The 17,368-nt window shown below is 62.5% G+C and carries 12 protein-coding genes; 3 read left to right on the plus strand and 9 right to left on the minus strand.

The annotated features are described in order from the left end of the window. Nucleotides 1–90 precede the first annotated feature (90 nt). Together P3T20_RS35550 and P3T20_RS35555 are read right to left on the minus strand one after the other, a co-directional pair. On the minus strand, nucleotides 91–4,794 hold the full coding sequence (locus tag P3T20_RS35550) for a glutamate synthase-related protein (protein ID WP_429289374.1): 4,704 nt from the start codon (nucleotides 4,792–4,794) through the stop codon (nucleotides 91–93). Nucleotides 4,795–5,081: 287 nt separating this feature from the next. After that, nucleotides 5,082–5,789: a transposase gene (locus P3T20_RS35555; protein ID WP_074262671.1), complete on the minus strand. Its 708-nt coding sequence runs from the start codon at nucleotides 5,787–5,789 to the stop codon at nucleotides 5,082–5,084. A gap of 190 nt (nucleotides 5,790–5,979) precedes the next feature. Between P3T20_RS35555 and P3T20_RS35560 the strand changes: the two genes are divergently transcribed. Next, entirely contained in the window at nucleotides 5,980–6,702 is a 723-nt protein-coding gene (locus tag P3T20_RS35560) for an OmpW/AlkL family protein (protein ID WP_074262672.1), read from the plus strand. 288 nt (nucleotides 6,703–6,990) lie between these two features. Next, nucleotides 6,991–7,368: a DUF883 family protein gene (locus P3T20_RS35565; protein ID WP_074262673.1), complete on the plus strand. Its 378-nt coding sequence runs from the start codon at nucleotides 6,991–6,993 to the stop codon at nucleotides 7,366–7,368. 79 nt (nucleotides 7,369–7,447) lie between these two features. On the opposite strand, the gene P3T20_RS35570 is transcribed toward P3T20_RS35565, so the two are convergent. The 7 genes from P3T20_RS35570 to pilM all read right to left on the minus strand — a co-directional run bounded on the left by P3T20_RS35570 (nucleotide 7,448) and on the right by pilM (nucleotide 14,686). Further along, nucleotides 7,448–8,590: a deoxyguanosinetriphosphate triphosphohydrolase gene (locus tag P3T20_RS35570; RefSeq protein ID WP_254368883.1), complete on the minus strand. Its 1,143-nt coding sequence runs from the start codon at nucleotides 8,588–8,590 to the stop codon at nucleotides 7,448–7,450. 126 nt (nucleotides 8,591–8,716) lie between these two features. After that, entirely contained in the window at nucleotides 8,717–9,793 is a 1,077-nt protein-coding gene (gene aroB / locus P3T20_RS35575) for a 3-dehydroquinate synthase (RefSeq protein ID WP_074262675.1), read from the minus strand. A 7-nt stretch (nucleotides 9,794–9,800) separates the two neighbouring features. Then, entirely contained in the window at nucleotides 9,801–10,352 is a 552-nt protein-coding gene (locus P3T20_RS35580) for a shikimate kinase (RefSeq protein WP_074262676.1), read from the minus strand. Between the two features lie 95 nt (nucleotides 10,353–10,447). Continuing rightward, entirely contained in the window at nucleotides 10,448–12,109 is a 1,662-nt protein-coding gene (locus tag P3T20_RS35585) for a type IV pilus secretin PilQ (RefSeq protein WP_429289375.1), read from the minus strand. 8 nt (nucleotides 12,110–12,117) lie between these two features. Next, a complete protein-coding gene (locus P3T20_RS35590) occupies nucleotides 12,118–13,026 on the minus strand; it encodes a hypothetical protein (RefSeq protein WP_429289376.1) in 909 nt (302 codons plus the stop codon). Then, complete coding sequence (locus tag P3T20_RS35595; protein WP_429289377.1) at nucleotides 13,023–13,700, minus strand: fimbrial assembly protein; 678 nt, start codon at nucleotides 13,698–13,700, stop codon at nucleotides 13,023–13,025. Before P3T20_RS35595 ends, P3T20_RS35590 begins: the two co-directional genes overlap by 4 nt. Before the next feature lie 5 nt (nucleotides 13,701–13,705). Further along, nucleotides 13,706–14,686: a type IV pilus biogenesis protein PilM gene (pilM, locus tag P3T20_RS35600; RefSeq protein WP_429289378.1), complete on the minus strand. Its 981-nt coding sequence runs from the start codon at nucleotides 14,684–14,686 to the stop codon at nucleotides 13,706–13,708. 256 nt (nucleotides 14,687–14,942) lie between these two features. Here pilM and P3T20_RS35605 point away from each other — a divergent pair, with 256 nt between their 5' ends. Next, nucleotides 14,943–17,366: a penicillin-binding protein 1A gene (locus P3T20_RS35605; protein WP_429289379.1), complete on the plus strand. Its 2,424-nt coding sequence runs from the start codon at nucleotides 14,943–14,945 to the stop codon at nucleotides 17,364–17,366. Nucleotides 17,367–17,368 lie beyond the last annotated feature (2 nt).

Here is a 17,368-nt window from a genome sequence, read left to right on the forward strand (position 1 = left end):
TATCTATCTGTACAGGTGGGGGAATCGGCACCCGCCGCACACGAGGGCGGCGGGCACAACTATTGGGTATCTACCGTCTTGGGCTGCAAATTACGCGGCGAGGACTTCCTTGTTTGCCTTCTTCGCAGCCATCTCGCCCAGTGCGCGCTTGTATTCCGTCGGAAACACCTTCACGAACTGACGGCGCGACGCGTCCCAGTTTTCGAGCAATGCCTTCGCACGCGGCGAGCCGGTGAACTGGAAGTGACGCTCGATAAGCCCCTTGAGCAGCACTTCGTCGGTTTCGTTCGCGTGCCACAGGCCCTTGTCGACCGTGCGTTCCTGTTCGGCCTGTTGCAGCACCGGATCGAGCGCGACCATCGACTTGTTGCACTTGCCGGCAAACGTGCTGTCCGGGTCATACACATAAGCGAGGCCGCCCGACATGCCGGCCGCGAAGTTACGGCCGGTTTCGCCGAGCACGACCACCGTGCCACCGGTCATGTATTCGCAACCATGGTCGCCCGTGCCTTCGACAACCGCCGTCGCACCCGAGTTACGCACGCAGAAACGCTCGCCTGCCACACCGCGGAAGAACGCTTCGCCTTCGATCGCGCCGTACATCACCGTGTTACCGCAGATGATGTTTTCTTCCGACTTGCCGCGGAAATCGTTAGTCGGACGAATGATGATGCGTCCGCCCGACAGGCCCTTGCCGACGTAGTCGTTACCGTCGCCGACCAGATCGAGCGTGATGCCCCTGGCGAGGAACGCGCCGAAGCTCTGGCCAGCCGTGCCCTTGAGCTGAATGTGAATCGAGTCGTCGGGCAAACCGTCATGGCCATACTTCCTGGCGACCATGCCTGACAACATCGCACCGACGGTGCGATTCACGTTGCGCACCGGCTGGATGAACGAGACATGCTCGCCCTTCTCGATCGCTGCCTTCGCCTTCTCGATCAGCGTGTGATCGAGCGCCTTGTCGAGACCGTGGTCCTGCACATCGACGTGCTTGCGTGCCACTTCCGTCGGGACTGACGGCTGGTAAAACACGCGCGAGAAGTCCAGACCCTTCGCCTTCCAGTGCTCGATGCCCTTCTTCGTATCGAGCAGTTCGGCATGGCCGATCAGGTCGTCGAACTTGCGGATGCCCAGTTGCGCCATGATTTCGCGCGCTTCTTCCGCAACGAAGAAGAAGAAGTTGACGACGTGTTCCGGCTGGCCCTTGAACTTCGCGCGCAGCACCGGATCCTGCGTCGCAACACCAACCGGGCAGGTGTTCAGGTGGCACTTGCGCATCATGATGCAGCCCTGGACCACGAGCGGCGCCGTCGCAAAACCGAATTCATCCGCGCCGAGCAGCGCGCCGATCACGACGTCGCGGCCGGTCTTCATCTGACCGTCGGCCTGCACACGGATACGGCCACGCAACTGATTCAGCACCAGGGTCTGCTGCGTTTCAGCGAGACCGAGCTCCCACGGCGTGCCGGCATGCTTGAGCGACGACAGGGGCGAGGCGCCCGTGCCGCCATCATGACCCGCGATCACGACGTGATCAGCCTTCGCCTTTGCCACACCTGCAGCAACCGTACCGACGCCCGATTCGGACACGAGCTTCACCGAAATGCTGGCTGCCGAGTTCGCGTTCTTCAGATCGTGGATCAGCTGCGCCAGATCTTCGATCGAGTAAATGTCATGGTGCGGCGGCGGCGAGATCAGGCCAACGCCCGGCACCGAGTAACGCAGCTTGCCGATGTAATCGGACACCTTGTGACCCGGCAACTGGCCGCCTTCGCCCGGCTTCGCGCCCTGCGCCATCTTGATCTGGATCTGGTCGGCCGACGACAGATACTCCGCCGTCACGCCGAAACGGCCCGACGCCACCTGTTTGATCTTCGAGCGCAGCGAATCGCCGTCCTTCAACGGAATGTCGACGATGACTTCTTCGCCGATCACCGACTTCATCGTGTCGCCGTTCTTGATCGGAATGCCGCGCAGTTCGTTGCGATAGCGGTTCGCATCCTCGCCGCCCTCACCGGTGTTCGACTTGCCGCCGATGCGGTTCATCGCCACCGCCAACGTAGCGTGGGCTTCGGTCGAGATCGAGCCGAGCGACATCGCGCCCGTAGCAAAGCGCTTGACGATTTCCTTCGCCGGTTCAACTTCGTCGAGCGGAATCGCCTTGCTCGGATCAAACTTGAACTCGAACAGGCCGCGGAACGTCATGTGACGGCGGGTCTGGTCGTTGATCAGGTGCGCGTATTCCTTGTACGTCTGATACGAGTTGCTGCGCGCCGAGTGCTGCAGCTTGGCGATCGCATCCGGCGTCCACATATGTTCTTCGCCGCGCACGCGGTAGGCGTACTCGCCGCCTGCGTCGAGCATCGTGGCCAGCACGGGGTTGTCGCCGAATGCTTCGCGATGCAGACGAATGGCTTCTTCCGCTACGTCAAACAGGCCAATGCCGCCCACCTTTGACGAGGTGCCCTTGAAGTACTTCGACACCAGGTCTTCGGCAAGGCCGACCGCTTCGAAGATCTGCGCACCGGTGTACGACATGTACGTCGAAATGCCCATCTTCGACATGACCTTCTGCAGGCCCTTGCCGACTGCCTTGGTGAAGTTGTAGACCGCCTTGTCAGCCGACAGGTCGCCCTTCAGGCCGGCCGCCATCTGCGCGAGCGTTTCCATCGCGAGGTACGGGTGTACGGCTTCCGCGCCGTAGCCCGCGAGCAACGCGAAGTGATGCGTCTCACGCGCCGAGCCGGTTTCGACAACCAGCCCCGCGCTCGTGCGCAGACCGTGCTGCACGAGATGCGTGTGGATCGCGGCGGTGGCGAGCAACGCCGGGATCGCGACGTTGTCGCGATCGGTCTTGCGGTCCGACACGATCAGCATGTTGTAGCCGGACTTCACCGCATCGACGGCTTCCGCACACAGCGACGCCAGGCGCGCTTCGATGCCTTCCTTGCCCCAGGACACCGGATAACAGATGTTCAGCTCATACGAACTGAACTTGCCGCCCGTGTATTGATCGATCGCGCGGATCTTGGCGATGTCACGGAAGTCGAGCACCGGCTGCGACACTTCGAGACGCATCGGCGGGTTGATGTTGTTCGTATCCAACAGGTTCGGCTTCGGACCGACGAACGACACCAGCGACATCACCATGTTTTCACGGATCGGGTCGATCGGCGGGTTCGTGACTTGCGCGAACAGCTGCTTGAAGTAGTGATAGAGCGTCTTGTTCTTGTTGGACATGACCGCCAGCGGCGAGTCGTTGCCCATCGAACCGACGGCCTCTTCGCCGGCTTGCGCCATCGGCGCCATCAGGAACTTGAGGTCTTCCTGGGTGTAGCCGAAGGCCTGCTGACGATCCAGCAAGGCTGCGGGCTCGCGACGCTCCGTCACGACGTCTTCCGCGCTCGGCTCGATTTCGTCGAGCTTGATGCGCACCGCGTCGATCCAGCTCTTGTACGGCTTCGCGTTGGCGAGGTTGTCCTTGAGTTCCTTGTCGTCGATGATGCGGCCGTGTTCCATGTCGATCAGGAACATCTTGCCCGGCTGCAGACGCCACTTCTTGACGATCTTCGATTCGGGAATCGGCAGCGTGCCCGCTTCCGACGCCATGATGACGAGGTCGTCGTCCGTCACGATGTAGCGCGCCGGACGCAGGCCGTTACGGTCGAGCGTGGCGCCAATCTGACGGCCGTCGGTGAACGCGATCGCGGCGGGGCCGTCCCACGGCTCCATCATGGCGGCGTGGTATTCGTAGAACGCGCGGCGATTGTCGTCCATCAGCGTGTGCTGTTCCCAGGCTTCCGGGATCATCATCATCATCGCGTGGACGAGCGGATAGCCGGCCATCACCAGCAGTTCGAGGCAGTTGTCGAACGAGGCGGTGTCCGATTGGCCCGGGTAGATCAGCGGCCACAGCTTCGGCAGGTCGTCACCAAGCACGTGCGAGGCGATTGCGCCCGTACGCGCATTCAGCCAGTTGACGTTGCCCTTCACCGTGTTGATTTCGCCGTTGTGGGCAATCATCCGGTACGGGTGAGCCAGTTCCCATGCCGGGAATGTGTTCGTGGAGAAGCGTTGGTGCACCAGCGCCAGCGCCGACACGGTGCGGTCGTCCTGCAGGTCGCGGTAGTACACGCCCACCTGGCCGGCCAGCAGCAGGCCCTTGTAGACCACCGTGCGCGCCGACATGGACGGCACGAAGTACTCCTTGCCGTGCTTGAGCTTGAGCGCCTGGATGCGGTGGCTCGCGGTCTTGCGGATGACGTACAGCTTCCGTTCGAGCGCGTCGGTCACCATGATGTCCTTGCCGCGGCCGATAAAGATCTGACGGATCAGCGGCTCGCTCGCCTTGACGGTGGGCGAAATCGGCATGGAATGGTCGACCGGCACATCACGCCAGCCCAGCACCACCTGGCCCTCGGCCTTTACCGTGCGCTCGAGCTCCTGTTCGCAGGCGAGACGCGAGGCGTGTTCCTTCGGCAGGAAGATCATGCCGACGCCGTATTCGCCGTTCGGCGGCAACGTCACGCCCTGCTTGGCCATTTCCTCGCGATAGAAGCCGTCCGGGATCTGGATGAGGATACCGGCGCCGTCGCCCATCAGCGGATCTGCGCCGACGGCGCCCCGGTGATCGAGGTTCTCGAGAATCTTCAGACCCTGCTCGATGATCTCGTGGCTTTTCTTGCCTTTGATGTGCGCGACGAAGCCGACACCACAGGCGTCGTGCTCGTTTTGCGGGTCATAGAGACCTTGCGCGGCGGGAACCGAAGAGACCGGTTGCTGGTGATCGTTCATGGGGACACCGTCTGAAAGAGGGCCGAGGAAGGCCGTTGAACCGTTTTTTTATTGCCCACAGTCGCGCTGCAACTGCGCAGGCAGCTTCGACGCGGCGCGCATCGAAACAGCCGGAATTCGGAATATACGCGACGAATCAAGGGAATAGCAAATAAAATGTGATGATGTGGCACCTATTATCAGATTGGTGCATCGCACAGCATTTTTATTGGTTCCACATCAATTCGGTGCAAATGAAACGGCATCCGAAGATGCCGTCTCGGGTGTTGCCCCTTGAAACGAAACGCTTATTGGGTCTGCGGCGTTTCCCGAACCTTGCGCGGTCGCCCGCGCGGCAGCGGCGACACCCGGCGGTTGGCTGCTCGCGCCGCCCATTCGCGATACGTGTCGCTTCCCAGGACCCAGCCTTTTAGCGTGGCCTGTTGCAACTGGCTGGCTTCGCGCTCATCCAGCGGCTGCTCGCAAAGTTCGCGGTAGGCGCGCTGGCGCTCGAACGGCGTATTGCCGAGCGACCAGTACAACGGGTGATCCGTAATCAGGCTGTCGAGTGTCAGCCCAATATGGTGCCGGTAGCTCGACCACCGGTAATCTTCTGGTGCACTAACGAGTTGCCCTCGCACCGGACACATTTCCACCACCCGGCTTGCCAGCAGGAAGTAACGCTCGCCTTCGATGACGGTTGCCCGGTAGCGTCCCTCCCACAAGGTGCCGCGCCGCGAATAGCGCCGGTTGAAGTGAGCGACGTAGCGGCGACCAACCGCTTGCATTGCCTTGGGCAAGCTCGACTCCTCTGTAGGAGTGACAAGCAGTTGCACCGCACCTGGCATCAACGCGTACGCGTGGATAGACAGATGATGGTCGCGGGAAGCCGCCTTCAGACAATCGATGAAGAGCTCGTAATCCTGTTCGTCGACAAATGCGGGCTGCTGATCAAGCCCGCGCAGGATGACGTGTTGCGGCTGGTCGGGGACATAGAGACGTGCGAGCCGTGCCATGCTGGAGTATCCAATAGTCGCGTTGGTATATACCCGAAGGTCCAAAGTAGCCGAACGCCCGTACGATTCGGTGCGGCGCGGCTAAGCCGAAAACCACGCGGGGCTTAGGGAGAAAGCTCTAACCGCCGCGTATGGTTTGTTTCAAACGTTCTGGTCATAATGAGCGGGCCTTTTCTGGAGGAGCACACATATGAAATTAAAACAGGCCATGACGGGGATCGCGGCGCTTGCCTGCATGACGGCAGCCCACGCTCAATCGGCCGGAACCTTTTACGTCACGACAGGCTGGTTGCATCTTGCACCTCAGTCCTCTAGCCAACCGTTGAAGGAGACAAGCGTTGGCGGCTCACCCGTCAATGTCACACTACCTAATACAGGAGCCAGCCTCGATAGCGCCGACACCCTTGGCTTTACCGCTGGCTACTTCGTCACCGACCACATCGCGACCGAATTCGTGATTGGCGTCCCGCCGAAATTCAATCTGGATGGCTCGGGTGCCTTCTCGTCATACGGCAAGCTCGGTGATGCCAAACAGTGGAGCCCGACTCTGCTGTTCAAGTACTACTTCAGAGACGCACAAGCGCGCTTCCGTCCGTATCTTGGCGTGGGCGTCACCCACGTTTCGTTCACCGACGCGGAAATCACCAACAGCGTCTTCGAACAGCAGGTGTTGCATGGTCCGACCACCGTATCCACGGATAGTTCGTGGGAGCCGGTGTTTAATGGGGGCTTCACCTTCGCAATCGACCAGCATTGGTTTGCCGGTTTCTCGCTCTCATATCTGCCGCTCAGCACCACTGCGAAGCTGAACACTGCGGCCGCCACGCCGGTCGGCACGCTCAATGTCCAGTCGCAGACAAAAATCAAGCTGAACCCGATCGTCAGTTACATCAGCATAGGTTATCGCTTCTGACACCAAGCCTAAGGTTAGACGAGTTTTCGGGGCTTGAACAATGCCGCCATGCATTCATGGCGGCATTTTCATTTGTATGGCGCACAACGGCCCCTTCGCATGACGTCGGTACACGTTATTTTGTAAGTTTGACCAGCGTGGGTACGTCTGCGCTGCAAATTGTGCAGTCGCAAAGCGCGGATCAGGTGGGTTGGACAGCGTCAGGCGTATGGCACCGAAGTTGCGTGGCATGGAGTTTCCCGCGCGGTTTATGCGGGACCTCTTTGACCAACCAACGACGGAGCGACCATGACTGCACTACCGAATACGCGAGACGCCCTTGGCGAATCCTGGACGACGACGAGCCGCCGCGCGCGCCGGATCGCGCGCCACAGCCGCCATGCGGCTGAAGACATCGCTACTGAACTGCGCTCACTGATGTCGGAACTCGAAGATACGCTGGCTGACGGCACTCAAGCCGATGCGGTGGCGCTGCGCGCCCAGTTGCGCAAGCGTCTGGACGTTGCGCGCGAGCGCCTGAACGAAACCCGCGATGCCGTGCGCCAACGCGCCGAAACTGCAATTTCGGATGCCGACGACTACGTCCACGAGAACCCGTGGCAAACCATTGCGATCGTGGGCGGCATTGCCCTGATTGCCGGCGCGCTGGTTGCGCGGTCGCGCTAAGGGACTCGCTCAACGCACGGTTGATCGCCCGCCGCGCCTCTCCTGATAGAGGCGCCGGCGAGTGCGACGCTCGAGCGCCCTAATTATCCGCGATGACGAACAGCCGCTGATATTCCTTGAGCGCGTACCGGTCGGTCATGCCCGCGATGTAGTGGGCAACCAGGCGAGGCTGGATCGCCGGATCCGGCGATTGATAGGACGGCGGCAGCAGCCGCGGATCGTCGGTGAACGCGTCGAACAGACCGATCACTACGCGGCGCGCCTTATTTGCCATGCGCATGACGCGATAGTGCCGATACAGGTTCTTGAACAGAAAGCGCTTGAGTACAGTCGCCTGCGCGGCCACCGTTTCACTATGCGCGACGAGCGGCGGAGCGGCACGCACGGCGTCAAGCGAAGCCGGAGCATGCCGGTTCAGGTTGCCGGTAGTGGTTTCGATGAGGTCGACGATCAGCGTATTGATGATCCGCCGCACGGTTTCGTGGATCAGCCTGCGTCCCTCGATCTGCGGATAGTCCCGCAGCGCCGCCTCATAGTGCGTCTGCCACAACTCGACCTCGGCCAGTTGCCCGACGGTGATCAGCCCTGAACGCAAGCCATCGTCGACATCGTGGTTGTTGTACGCGATCTCATCTGCGACGTTCGCAATCTGCGCCTCGATGGAAGGCTGCCGGCCTTCGAGGAAGCGCTCGCCTAAAGCGCCAAGACGCCGCGCATTTTCTCGTGAGCAGTGCTTGAGGATGCCCTCGCGCGTTTCAAAGCATAGATTGAGGCCGTTAAAGGCTCCGTAGTGCTCTTCGAGATCGTCGACCACGGCGAGGCTCTGCAGATTGTGCTCGAAGCCGCCATGCTCGCGCATGCACTCGTTGAGCGCGTCCTGGCCGGCGTGGCCGAACGGCGTGTGGCCGAGATCGTGAGCGAGGGAAATGGCTTCCACCAGATCTTCATTTACGCGCAGGTTGCGAGCCACCGAACGCGCGATCTGCGCCACTTCCAGACTATGCGTGAGACGGGTGCGAAACAGATCGCCCTCGTGGTTCACAAACACCTGCGTCTTGTATTCGAGGCGGCGGAACGCGGTTGAGTGCACGATACGATCGCGGTCGCGCTGGAATTCGGTTCGCGCGCTAGGCGGCGCTTCGGTGTAGCGGCGGCCGCGCGATTGCGACGCATGCGCCGCGTACGGCGCCAGATGCGCTTCCAGCGCAGCGAGGGGCGGCATAACAGCGGCGTGTGCCGGGGCTGCGCCTGCAGGCGCAGCCCCGGTTGATTCCGTCAAGGTTTCGCGATGCGTGTCACTCACCGGCTTCTCCGAATCGTGGACGATACCCGGGCCGCATCGCCACGTTCAGACGGCGGCCGCTAGCGTGGCATGCACGGCGGAATCGGGCGCGGGGCCGATCAGCGTCTCACCGAAACGCTTCAGCAGGATGAACTTGATCTCGCCTGCCTCGGCTTTCTTGTCGACCCGCATCAGGTCGACATAGCGCGATTCACCGAGTGCCGGCGCGCGGATGGGCAGATGCGCGGCGGTGATCACGTCGACCAGGCGCTTGCGCGCGGCTTCGTCGAGATGTCCAAGGCGCACCGACAGATCCGCTGCCATGACCATTCCACAGCCTACGGCCTCGCCATGTAGCCATTCGCCGTAGCCGAGTCCGGCTTCGATTGCATGGCCGAACGTGTGGCCGAAGTTGAGGATTGCGCGCAAACCGCCTTCGCGCTCATCTTTCGCCACCACCGATGCCTTGATCTCGCACGAACGCTTGACCGCTTCAGCCAGCGCCTGCGGCTCACAGCGGTTCAAGGCGTCGATATTCGCTTCGATCCATTCGAAGAACGCCGCGTCCGCGATGGCGCCCGTCTTGATGACTTCGGCGATGCCTGCAGCCAGTTCGCGCGCCGGCAGCGTACGCAACGCACCGATATCGGCGATCACCGCTTGCGGCTGATAGAACGCGCCGATCATGTTCTTGCCGAGCGGATGGTTGATCCCGGTCTTGCCACCCACCGAGGAATCGACCTGCGACAGCAAGGTGGTCGGCACCTGGATGAAGGGCACGCCGCGCATATAGCAGGCGGCTGCAAAACCCGTCATGTCACCGATCACCCCGCCGCCCAGCGCAATCAGCGTGGTCTTGCGGTCGGCCCGCGCGCCGAGCAGCGCGTCGAAGATCAGATTGAGCGTTTCCCAGTTCTTGTAGACCTCGCCGTCCGGCAGCACGACCGTGGACACCTGCTTGCCGAGCGGCGCCAGTGCCTGCCGCAGCGCGTCGCCGTAAAGCGGATCGACGGTGGTGTTGGTGACGATGGTGACGGACGAACCGGCGATATGCGGCGCAAACAGCGCGGTCTGGCCGATCAGGTCGGCGCCGATATGAATGGGATAGGCGCGGTCGCCCAGTTCGACATTGACGGTAATCATGCTTGCATTATGACGCAGGAGGTTTGGCGATGCCGGCCATCTCGAGCTGCATCAGGACCATGTTAACGAGGCCGTTGACCGACGGCCGGCCGGTTTCGATGACGAAATGTGCGCACTCGCGATAAAGCGGGTCGCGCACCGCGAACAGTTCTTCCAGACGCGCTTTGGGGTCTTCGGTCTGCAGCAGCGGCCGATTCTTGTCGCGCCGCGTGCGCAGCCAAAGATCGTGCGGATTGGCGCGCAAATAGACGACAAGGCCGTTATTTTGCAGCGCCTGACGGTTTTCCGGCCGCAAGATGGCTCCGCCGCCGGTGGCCAGCACGATATCCCGCTGACTGGTGAAGTCGCTGATGACCTGCGCTTCGCGGTCGCGAAAACCCGCTTCGCCTTCGAGTTCGAAGATGACGGGAATGCGCGCGCCGGTGCGCGCCACGATCTCGTGGTCGGAATCGAAGAACGGACGATCCAGCCGGCGCGCCACAGCGCGGCCCACGGTGGTCTTGCCTGCCCCCATGAGCCCTACAAAAAATACATTGGCGTGTGCGTCCCGCGCTTGCAACGGTGTCCTCTGGCTAATCCGGTATGGTTCGTGCCGCAGCTTACTGGCAAAGCGACTGCCTTGTCGAGCCTGCGGGCCGCGGTTGCGGCAGGCACTCAATTCGTCTGCACAACGCGCGGCGTGATGAAAACGACCAGCTCGCTGCGCTGGTCACGGTGTGCCCGATGACGAAATAAAGCGCCCAAAAGGGGTATTTTGCCCAGGAGTGGCACGCGCGTCACATCATCCCGGTCATCCGTGGCATAGATGCCGCCAATCGACACCGTGCCGCCGTCTTCCACCTCGACCCGCGTGCGCACGTGTTTGGTGTTGATGGCAGGCCCCGCGGCGGTCTGCTCGCCGACGCCGTCCTTGGCGATATCGAGGTCCAGCACGACTCGTCCGTCCGGCGTGATCTGCGGCTCGACCTCCAGTTTCAGGCTCGCGCGGCGAAACTGCACGCCGGAGACACCTTGACCAACCTTGGCCTGATAAGGCAGTTCGGTGCCCTGCTCGACGATCGCCTTCATGCGGTCGGCGGTCACGACCCGCGGGCTGGACACCGTTTCCCCCTGTCCTTCGGCTTCCAGCGCGCTCAACTGGACGTTGAGGAGCCGCGTGGCCTGTGCAGCAAATAACGTGAGGCCCACGGTGGCGGCGTCAAAACCGGACAGCGGACCTGCCGACAGATCGTAGACCGTACCGCCGCCGTCCGTGCCCCCGCTGAGCCCACGCGCCGCGCCACCGTCAGCAGCCGCTGCCGCCGCAAGTGAAAGTTTGACGCCCAGGTTGCGCGAAAAGCCCTGATCCCCTTCGACAATCCGCGCTTCGATCAGCACCTGACGTGACGGCCGGTCGATCGACGCCAGCAGTTCGGCAATCTGCGCGAGACGTGCCTCCAGATCGGTCACGAACAGCAGGTTGGTGCGCGCATCCGCCATCGCCGCGCCACGCTTTGACAACACCCTCTGGGTGCCCGAGCCGGTCAACAGGCGCCGCACGTCTTCGGCATGGGCGTAATGCAGTTCGAACGTACGGCTGGCGAGCGGCTCCAGATCGGCCAGCCGCGCGTGCGCCTCGAAGCGTTGCCGCTCGCGCGCCGCGAGATCGGCAAGTGGCGCGACCCAGATCACGTTGCCGTGACGCTCCATTGCCAGACCATTGACATCGAGCAAGGTGTCGAACGCAGTGCGCCACGGCACCTTGTCGAGCCGCAACGACACCGTGCCTCGAACCCGGTCGCTGGCGACGATGTTCAGGCCGGTGAACTGCGCGAATGCATTCAGTACCGCGCCCAGTTCGGCACGCTGGAAGTTCAGCGAGATCGGCTTATCGGGCGACAAACCGTCGTACGCCGCCGCGGTCGACGAGTCGCCGAGGCGCTGCGTCGGGGCAAGCGGCACGGGTGGACCTTCGAGCGCGTGAGCCGATGTTTCCGCGCGCGGCGCCGCACTGCGTGAGGCTGGGAGTGGTTTGCCCTCGAGTTGCGCGTCGTCGAGCGGTGCACCGTCGCGCGGTGGACCGTCGACCTCGTCCCCGGCAGCGCTTTCCCGATCAAGTACACCAACCGGTCGGTCAGCCATTGGCTCCTCGTCCGCCGCATCCTGGCGCAGGAACGGATTCGGCACGTCAACCGCCAGATTGCGCGGCAACGGCGGTGTGTCGTACGGTTCAACCGTGTCGTCCGACGGCATCATTGGCGGCAACGGTGGCAACGATGCGTGCGCCGCACCGACACACAGGAAGGCGCTGCCGAGCGCCAGCCTGACTCTCTTCATCCCCGTCCTCATGAAGCCTCCGCCAGTGCCAGCGTGCGCGTGCCGAGGCGATTCGTCAGCGTGATGCTGAGCGCGTCCATGCCTGTGACCCGGTCGCCACCGACGAACTGACCCTGCCCGACGGTCGCAGCGCCGTCCGTTGTTTCGAGCAGCGCGAGACCGCGCGTCCGGTCGCGCAGCAGACCGGCAAGGCGCAGCAGGCCCGCTTGCGCCAGGTCCCCATCCAGTTGCGGCGGGGACGAGAACGGATCGTCGAAGACCACGTCCTCGTCGTCCGCCTCCAGGTCGTCATCGACCAGAATCGCGGGACTAGCGGACGCGGGGCTCAACGCATTGAACACATGCAGCGTGGCGCTGACGAGCAATGCCCCAGCACTGCGTTTCACGGTGAGATCCTCGGGTACCACTAGCACCGGCAGGTCCGACAGGCCGCGCAGGAACATCATCAAATGCAGGAAATCCGTCTGGGCGGTGAGTTGCATGGGTCGCACCGCGTCGAGGCCCGCGCCGTTGCCTGCGACCGGCGCCAACGTAAGCAACGTGACGCCACAGCGGGCTGCGAGCAGCGAGATCAGGCGCACGTCGTCAGCAGGCGTGGACGGCTCCGGCGATTTTCCGAGCGAAGCAAGCGCGGCGCTTCGGTGTTGCTCAGGCAACTGGGCAACCGACCGTTTTGCCTGGGCGACACGCTGTTGTGCTTCGGACAGGGCCGTACGGCTTGCCTGAACACCAGCCAGATCGGCCGCCATCCACGCATTTGCGCCGGCACCAAACACCGTCGCCGCGATGAGAGCCCCCGCCACATGGCGTCGACGCGCGCTCCACGCTTCAAGCGGCAAACGGATCTGATTGATCCAGTTCGTGGCTTGCGTAGTCTGCTTCAAAACACCGGTGCGATCTGCAAACAACGTACTCATCGCGCACCTCGCTTCTGATCGACCTCATGCGATCCCCCGTTCGCGGGTGCTGCCGGATGCCCCGCGCTTTTGGCGGGCTCATCCCATCGCAACCGCGCGGCAAACTCGACCGCGCTGCTGTTACCTGCCGCAGTATCGTGTCCGGTGCGGGGCAAAGGATGCAGGTCGGTGACCTCGGAACTCTTCACGCCACGCACGCTGCCCAACTCTTCGAGCCAGACAGTGGACGCCAAAGGGGCCTTCGATATCGCAAGCAACTCCGTCTCGTGCATACGTTGTCGAAGCTGCTGCAGTACGACGTCATCTGTAGACACATGGCTTAACGTATCGAGCAGATCAAGTAGACGTACTAATGGCCCGGATAGCGCTACCGCACGCGCAGCCCGTTTGCTCCGCTCATCGGCGTCGCGCTGGAGCCGTGCGTGCTCCGCAAGCGGCACGGCAAGGCCGATCAGCTCGTTCTCGCTGGAAGCACGTTGTGCCTCCAGCCGTGCGCGTTCGAACGTCTGCCAGCCACCCGCCGCCAGCACGGCCGCACAGCCGACGAGCGCCGCGCCCAACCATTCGAGCAGACAGCGTCGCCGCGCGCAGCGCGCCTCGCGTTGCCGGTAAGGCAGCAGATTGAAGCCGCCGATCCACACCGGATGTCCGGCTGGCCCTATGCGCGAGTTCATCCACATCATTCCATCACTCCGCGCAATGCGAGGCCGAATGCCACCGCATAGTTCGACTCGTGCAATAACTTCGCAGGCAACGGGCCCGTGCAGTCGCCCAACGCAATGCATTCGAACGGCACCACCGTGCAGCCCAGTACGTCGGCGAGATCTGCTTCGGAAAAACCCACGCCATCGAGTAGTTCCACGTCGCCGCCCAGGAACACGTAGCCGAGGGCAACGCCGCCCGCAAGATCGCGCAACGCGTCGGCCAGATCGGAGTGCTCGGGCGACGGATAGTGCATCTCGCCGACGACCGCGTCGTCGACAATGCGCCACCCGTACACACCCTCTGCGCCGATCCAGATCGCCGCGTAAGGTTCGTGTTGCTCCAGTTCCATAGCGGCCGCGTGCACCAGTGCGCGCAAAGCCGCGTGCGGTTCGCCGTCGATCGCCGTCAGCGTGACACCCGCCGCTGCGGCACACTCGATGCGCGTCTCCAGATGCTGGCGGGCGGCGGTCGCAATCGTCACCGCACTGGCGCCATGCGGCGAGCGTTCAATGAACCAGTCGACCGCGAGCGCATGACGCTCGATTCCCGCAATACGCTCCGCTTCGCTCCACACGGCTAACTCCAGCGCCGCGAGCGAAGGTCCGTCCGCTGCCTCGACGTCGCCAGCAACGCTCAGTCGCGCGAGCGGCAAACTCGACATCAGCGTTGCCGAGGCAGGCAATGCCATCGCACAGCGCAGCGTGCGCGACGCACAGGCACGCGGCAACTCCGCGAATACATCGCGCAGCGCACGCGTCACGGCGCCCCGGTCCACGATCTCGACACCGGCCATCGCACCCGTAGGAAGCGGCACGGCCGCGAGATATTCGACACGCAGCGGACCGTCCGCAGGCAAACGCTGACTCAACACCACCAGCCTCACCGCCTGCGGACTCACATCGATCCCAGCAGCAAAACGCCGCACCTTCACCTGAAACGAACTTTTAAATGTCATCCCGCCTCCCTTTAGACACATGCCAGATACGTGGCACACGCGTCGAAACATTCGAACGCGAGTACCGGAGGCAATTGTGCGCAGCGGCGGCGATGCGCGATATTCAGCCGAATGGCTAACGTGAGGTTCATGGCTCCCTGGGCGACCTCAAAGCGTCTACAGTAAGGTCATCCCCTGCGCGGCATGTCCGATGTAAGCATGTCGAAAGCTGACGAGCCAGGCGGCTATAATCGCGGGACTGTTTTTTGGTATTCATATGCAATCGTCTTCACCTACATCCCCGCCGCCCTCGCCACCCGCTCGACAGAAGCGCAAACGTCCGCTGTGGCTGAAGCTCGTCCTGGGGCTGGTAGGTCTGATATTCGCCGGCATCGCATGCGCCGGACTCGTGACCGGTTATGCGCTGGTGGTTGCTACGCCGAACCTGCCTTCAATCGACGCGCTTACCGACTATCATCCGAAGGTTCCGCTGCGCATCTACACGGCAGACCATGTGCTGATCGGCGAATTCGGCGAAGAGCGGCGCGATATCGTGCACATTCAGGATGTCCCCGAGAATCTCAAGAAGGCGGTGCTCGCCATTGAAGACGCACGCTTCTACGATCACGGCGGCGTCGACCTGACGGGGATTGCGCGGGCCGGCTACGTCGCGCTCACCAACGGCCACGCTACGCAAGGCGCCAGCACGATCACCATGCAGGTGGCCCGCAACTTCTTTCTCTCAAGCGAAAAGACCTACACGCGCAAGATCTACGAGATGTTGCTCGCGTACAAGATCGAGTCGAAGCTGACGAAAGATCAGATTCTCGAGGTGTATATGAATCAGATCTATCTCGGTCAGCACGCGTATGGCTTCGCCAGCGCAGCAAGGGTGTATTTCGGCAAGGACATGAAGGACCTCACGCTCGCCGAAGCGGCGATGCTCGCGGGTCTGCCCAAGGCCCCTTCGGCCTATAACCCGGTCGTCAATCCGAAGCGCGCCAGAATTCGTCAGGAGTACATCCTGCAGCGCATGCTGGAGTTGCGCTACATCACGCAGGAGCAGTACGACGAGGCGAGCAGGCAACCGCTCGCCGTCAAGAGCGCGGTCAAGGAATTCAGCGTGCACGCGGAATATGTGGCGGAGATGGTGCGTCAGATGATGTACGCCCAATACCATGAAGAGGCCTACACCCGCGGGCTGAATGTCGTGACCACGATCGACTCCGCCGACCAGGATGTGGCCTACCACGCGTTGCGCAAAGGTCTGATGGACTACGAACGACGTCATGGCTATCGCGGTCCCGAAGCGTTCATCGATCTGCCGACTGACGAGGACGAGCGCCAACAGGCCATCGACGACGCGCTGCTCGAACATCTGGACGACGGCGAGTTCGTCGCGGCGGTGGTCACCTCCGCAAGTCCGAAGCAGGTCGAGGCGACGCTCGCCGACGGCAATGTCGCGACGCTGCAGGGCGATGGCCTGCGCTTCGCGTCGCTCGCACTCGGGCCGCGCGCGCAAGCGAATCAGCGTATCCGTCCCGGCGCCATCATCCGGATAGTCAAGGGTGATGACGGTAGCTGGTCGATCACGCAGTTGCCGCAGGTGGAAGGGGCTTTCGTGTCCGTGGTGCCGCAGGACGGCGCGATCCGCGCGCTGGTGGGCGGCTTCGACTTCAACAAGAACAAGTTCAACCACGTCACACAGGCGTGGCGGCAACCGGGCTCGAGTTTCAAGCCGTTTATCTATTCGGCTTCGCTCGAAAAAGGCTTGGGGCCGGCCACGGTCATCAACGACGCGCCGCTGTTCTTCACTGCCGCGGAAACCGGCGGCCAAGCGTGGGAACCCAAGAACTATGGCGGTGGCTTCGACGGTCCAATGACGATGCGCACGGCGCTGCAGAAATCGAAGAACCTCGTGTCGATCCGCATCCTCAACCAGATCGGCCCCAAATACGCGCAGCAGTACATCACGCGTTTCGGCTTCGATGCGGACCGTCATCCTGCCTATCTGCCTATGGCGCTCGGTGCCGGGCTCGTCACGCCGCTGCAGATGGCCGGAGGTTTTTCGGTGTTCGCCAATGGCGGCTATCGGATCAACCCGTATCTGATCGCGGAAGTGACTGACCAGCGTGGCTCCATCGTTGCGCAAGCCAGGCCGCTCGTCGCAGGGCAGAGCGCGCCGCACGCAATCGACGTGCGCAATGCTTATGTGATGAACGGCCTGCTGCAAAGCGTCGCTCAACGCGGCACCGGGGCAAAGAGCAATGTCCTCAAACGCACCGATCTCGCCGGCAAAACCGGGACGACCAACGACTCGCGCGATGCGTGGTTCGCCGGGTATCAGCACACGCTTACCGCGATCGCATGGATCGGCTACGACAATCCGCGCAGCCTCGGCGACAAGGAGACGGGCGGCGGCCTCGCGTTACCGGTCTGGATCGAGTACATGGCCAAGGCACTGAAGGGCGTGCCGGAATACAGGATGCCGATGCCTGGCGGCATCGTCATGCTAGGCGACGAGCCGTATTTCGACAACTTCACGCCAGGCAATGGTTTCGTGGCGACCGTCGGCGTGAGCCAGGCCGATCTGGACGCGAATTCGAGCGATGCGGTGTCCGGCGCGGCGGAGGCAGCGACCCCGCAACAGGTGGGTGATGAGGAAAAGCAGAACATCATGAACCTGTTCCGCGGACACTAACC

Source organism: Paraburkholderia sp. GAS206C, assembly GCF_050435645.1.
Lineage (GTDB): Bacteria > Pseudomonadota > Gammaproteobacteria > Burkholderiales > Burkholderiaceae > Paraburkholderia > Paraburkholderia phenazinium_B.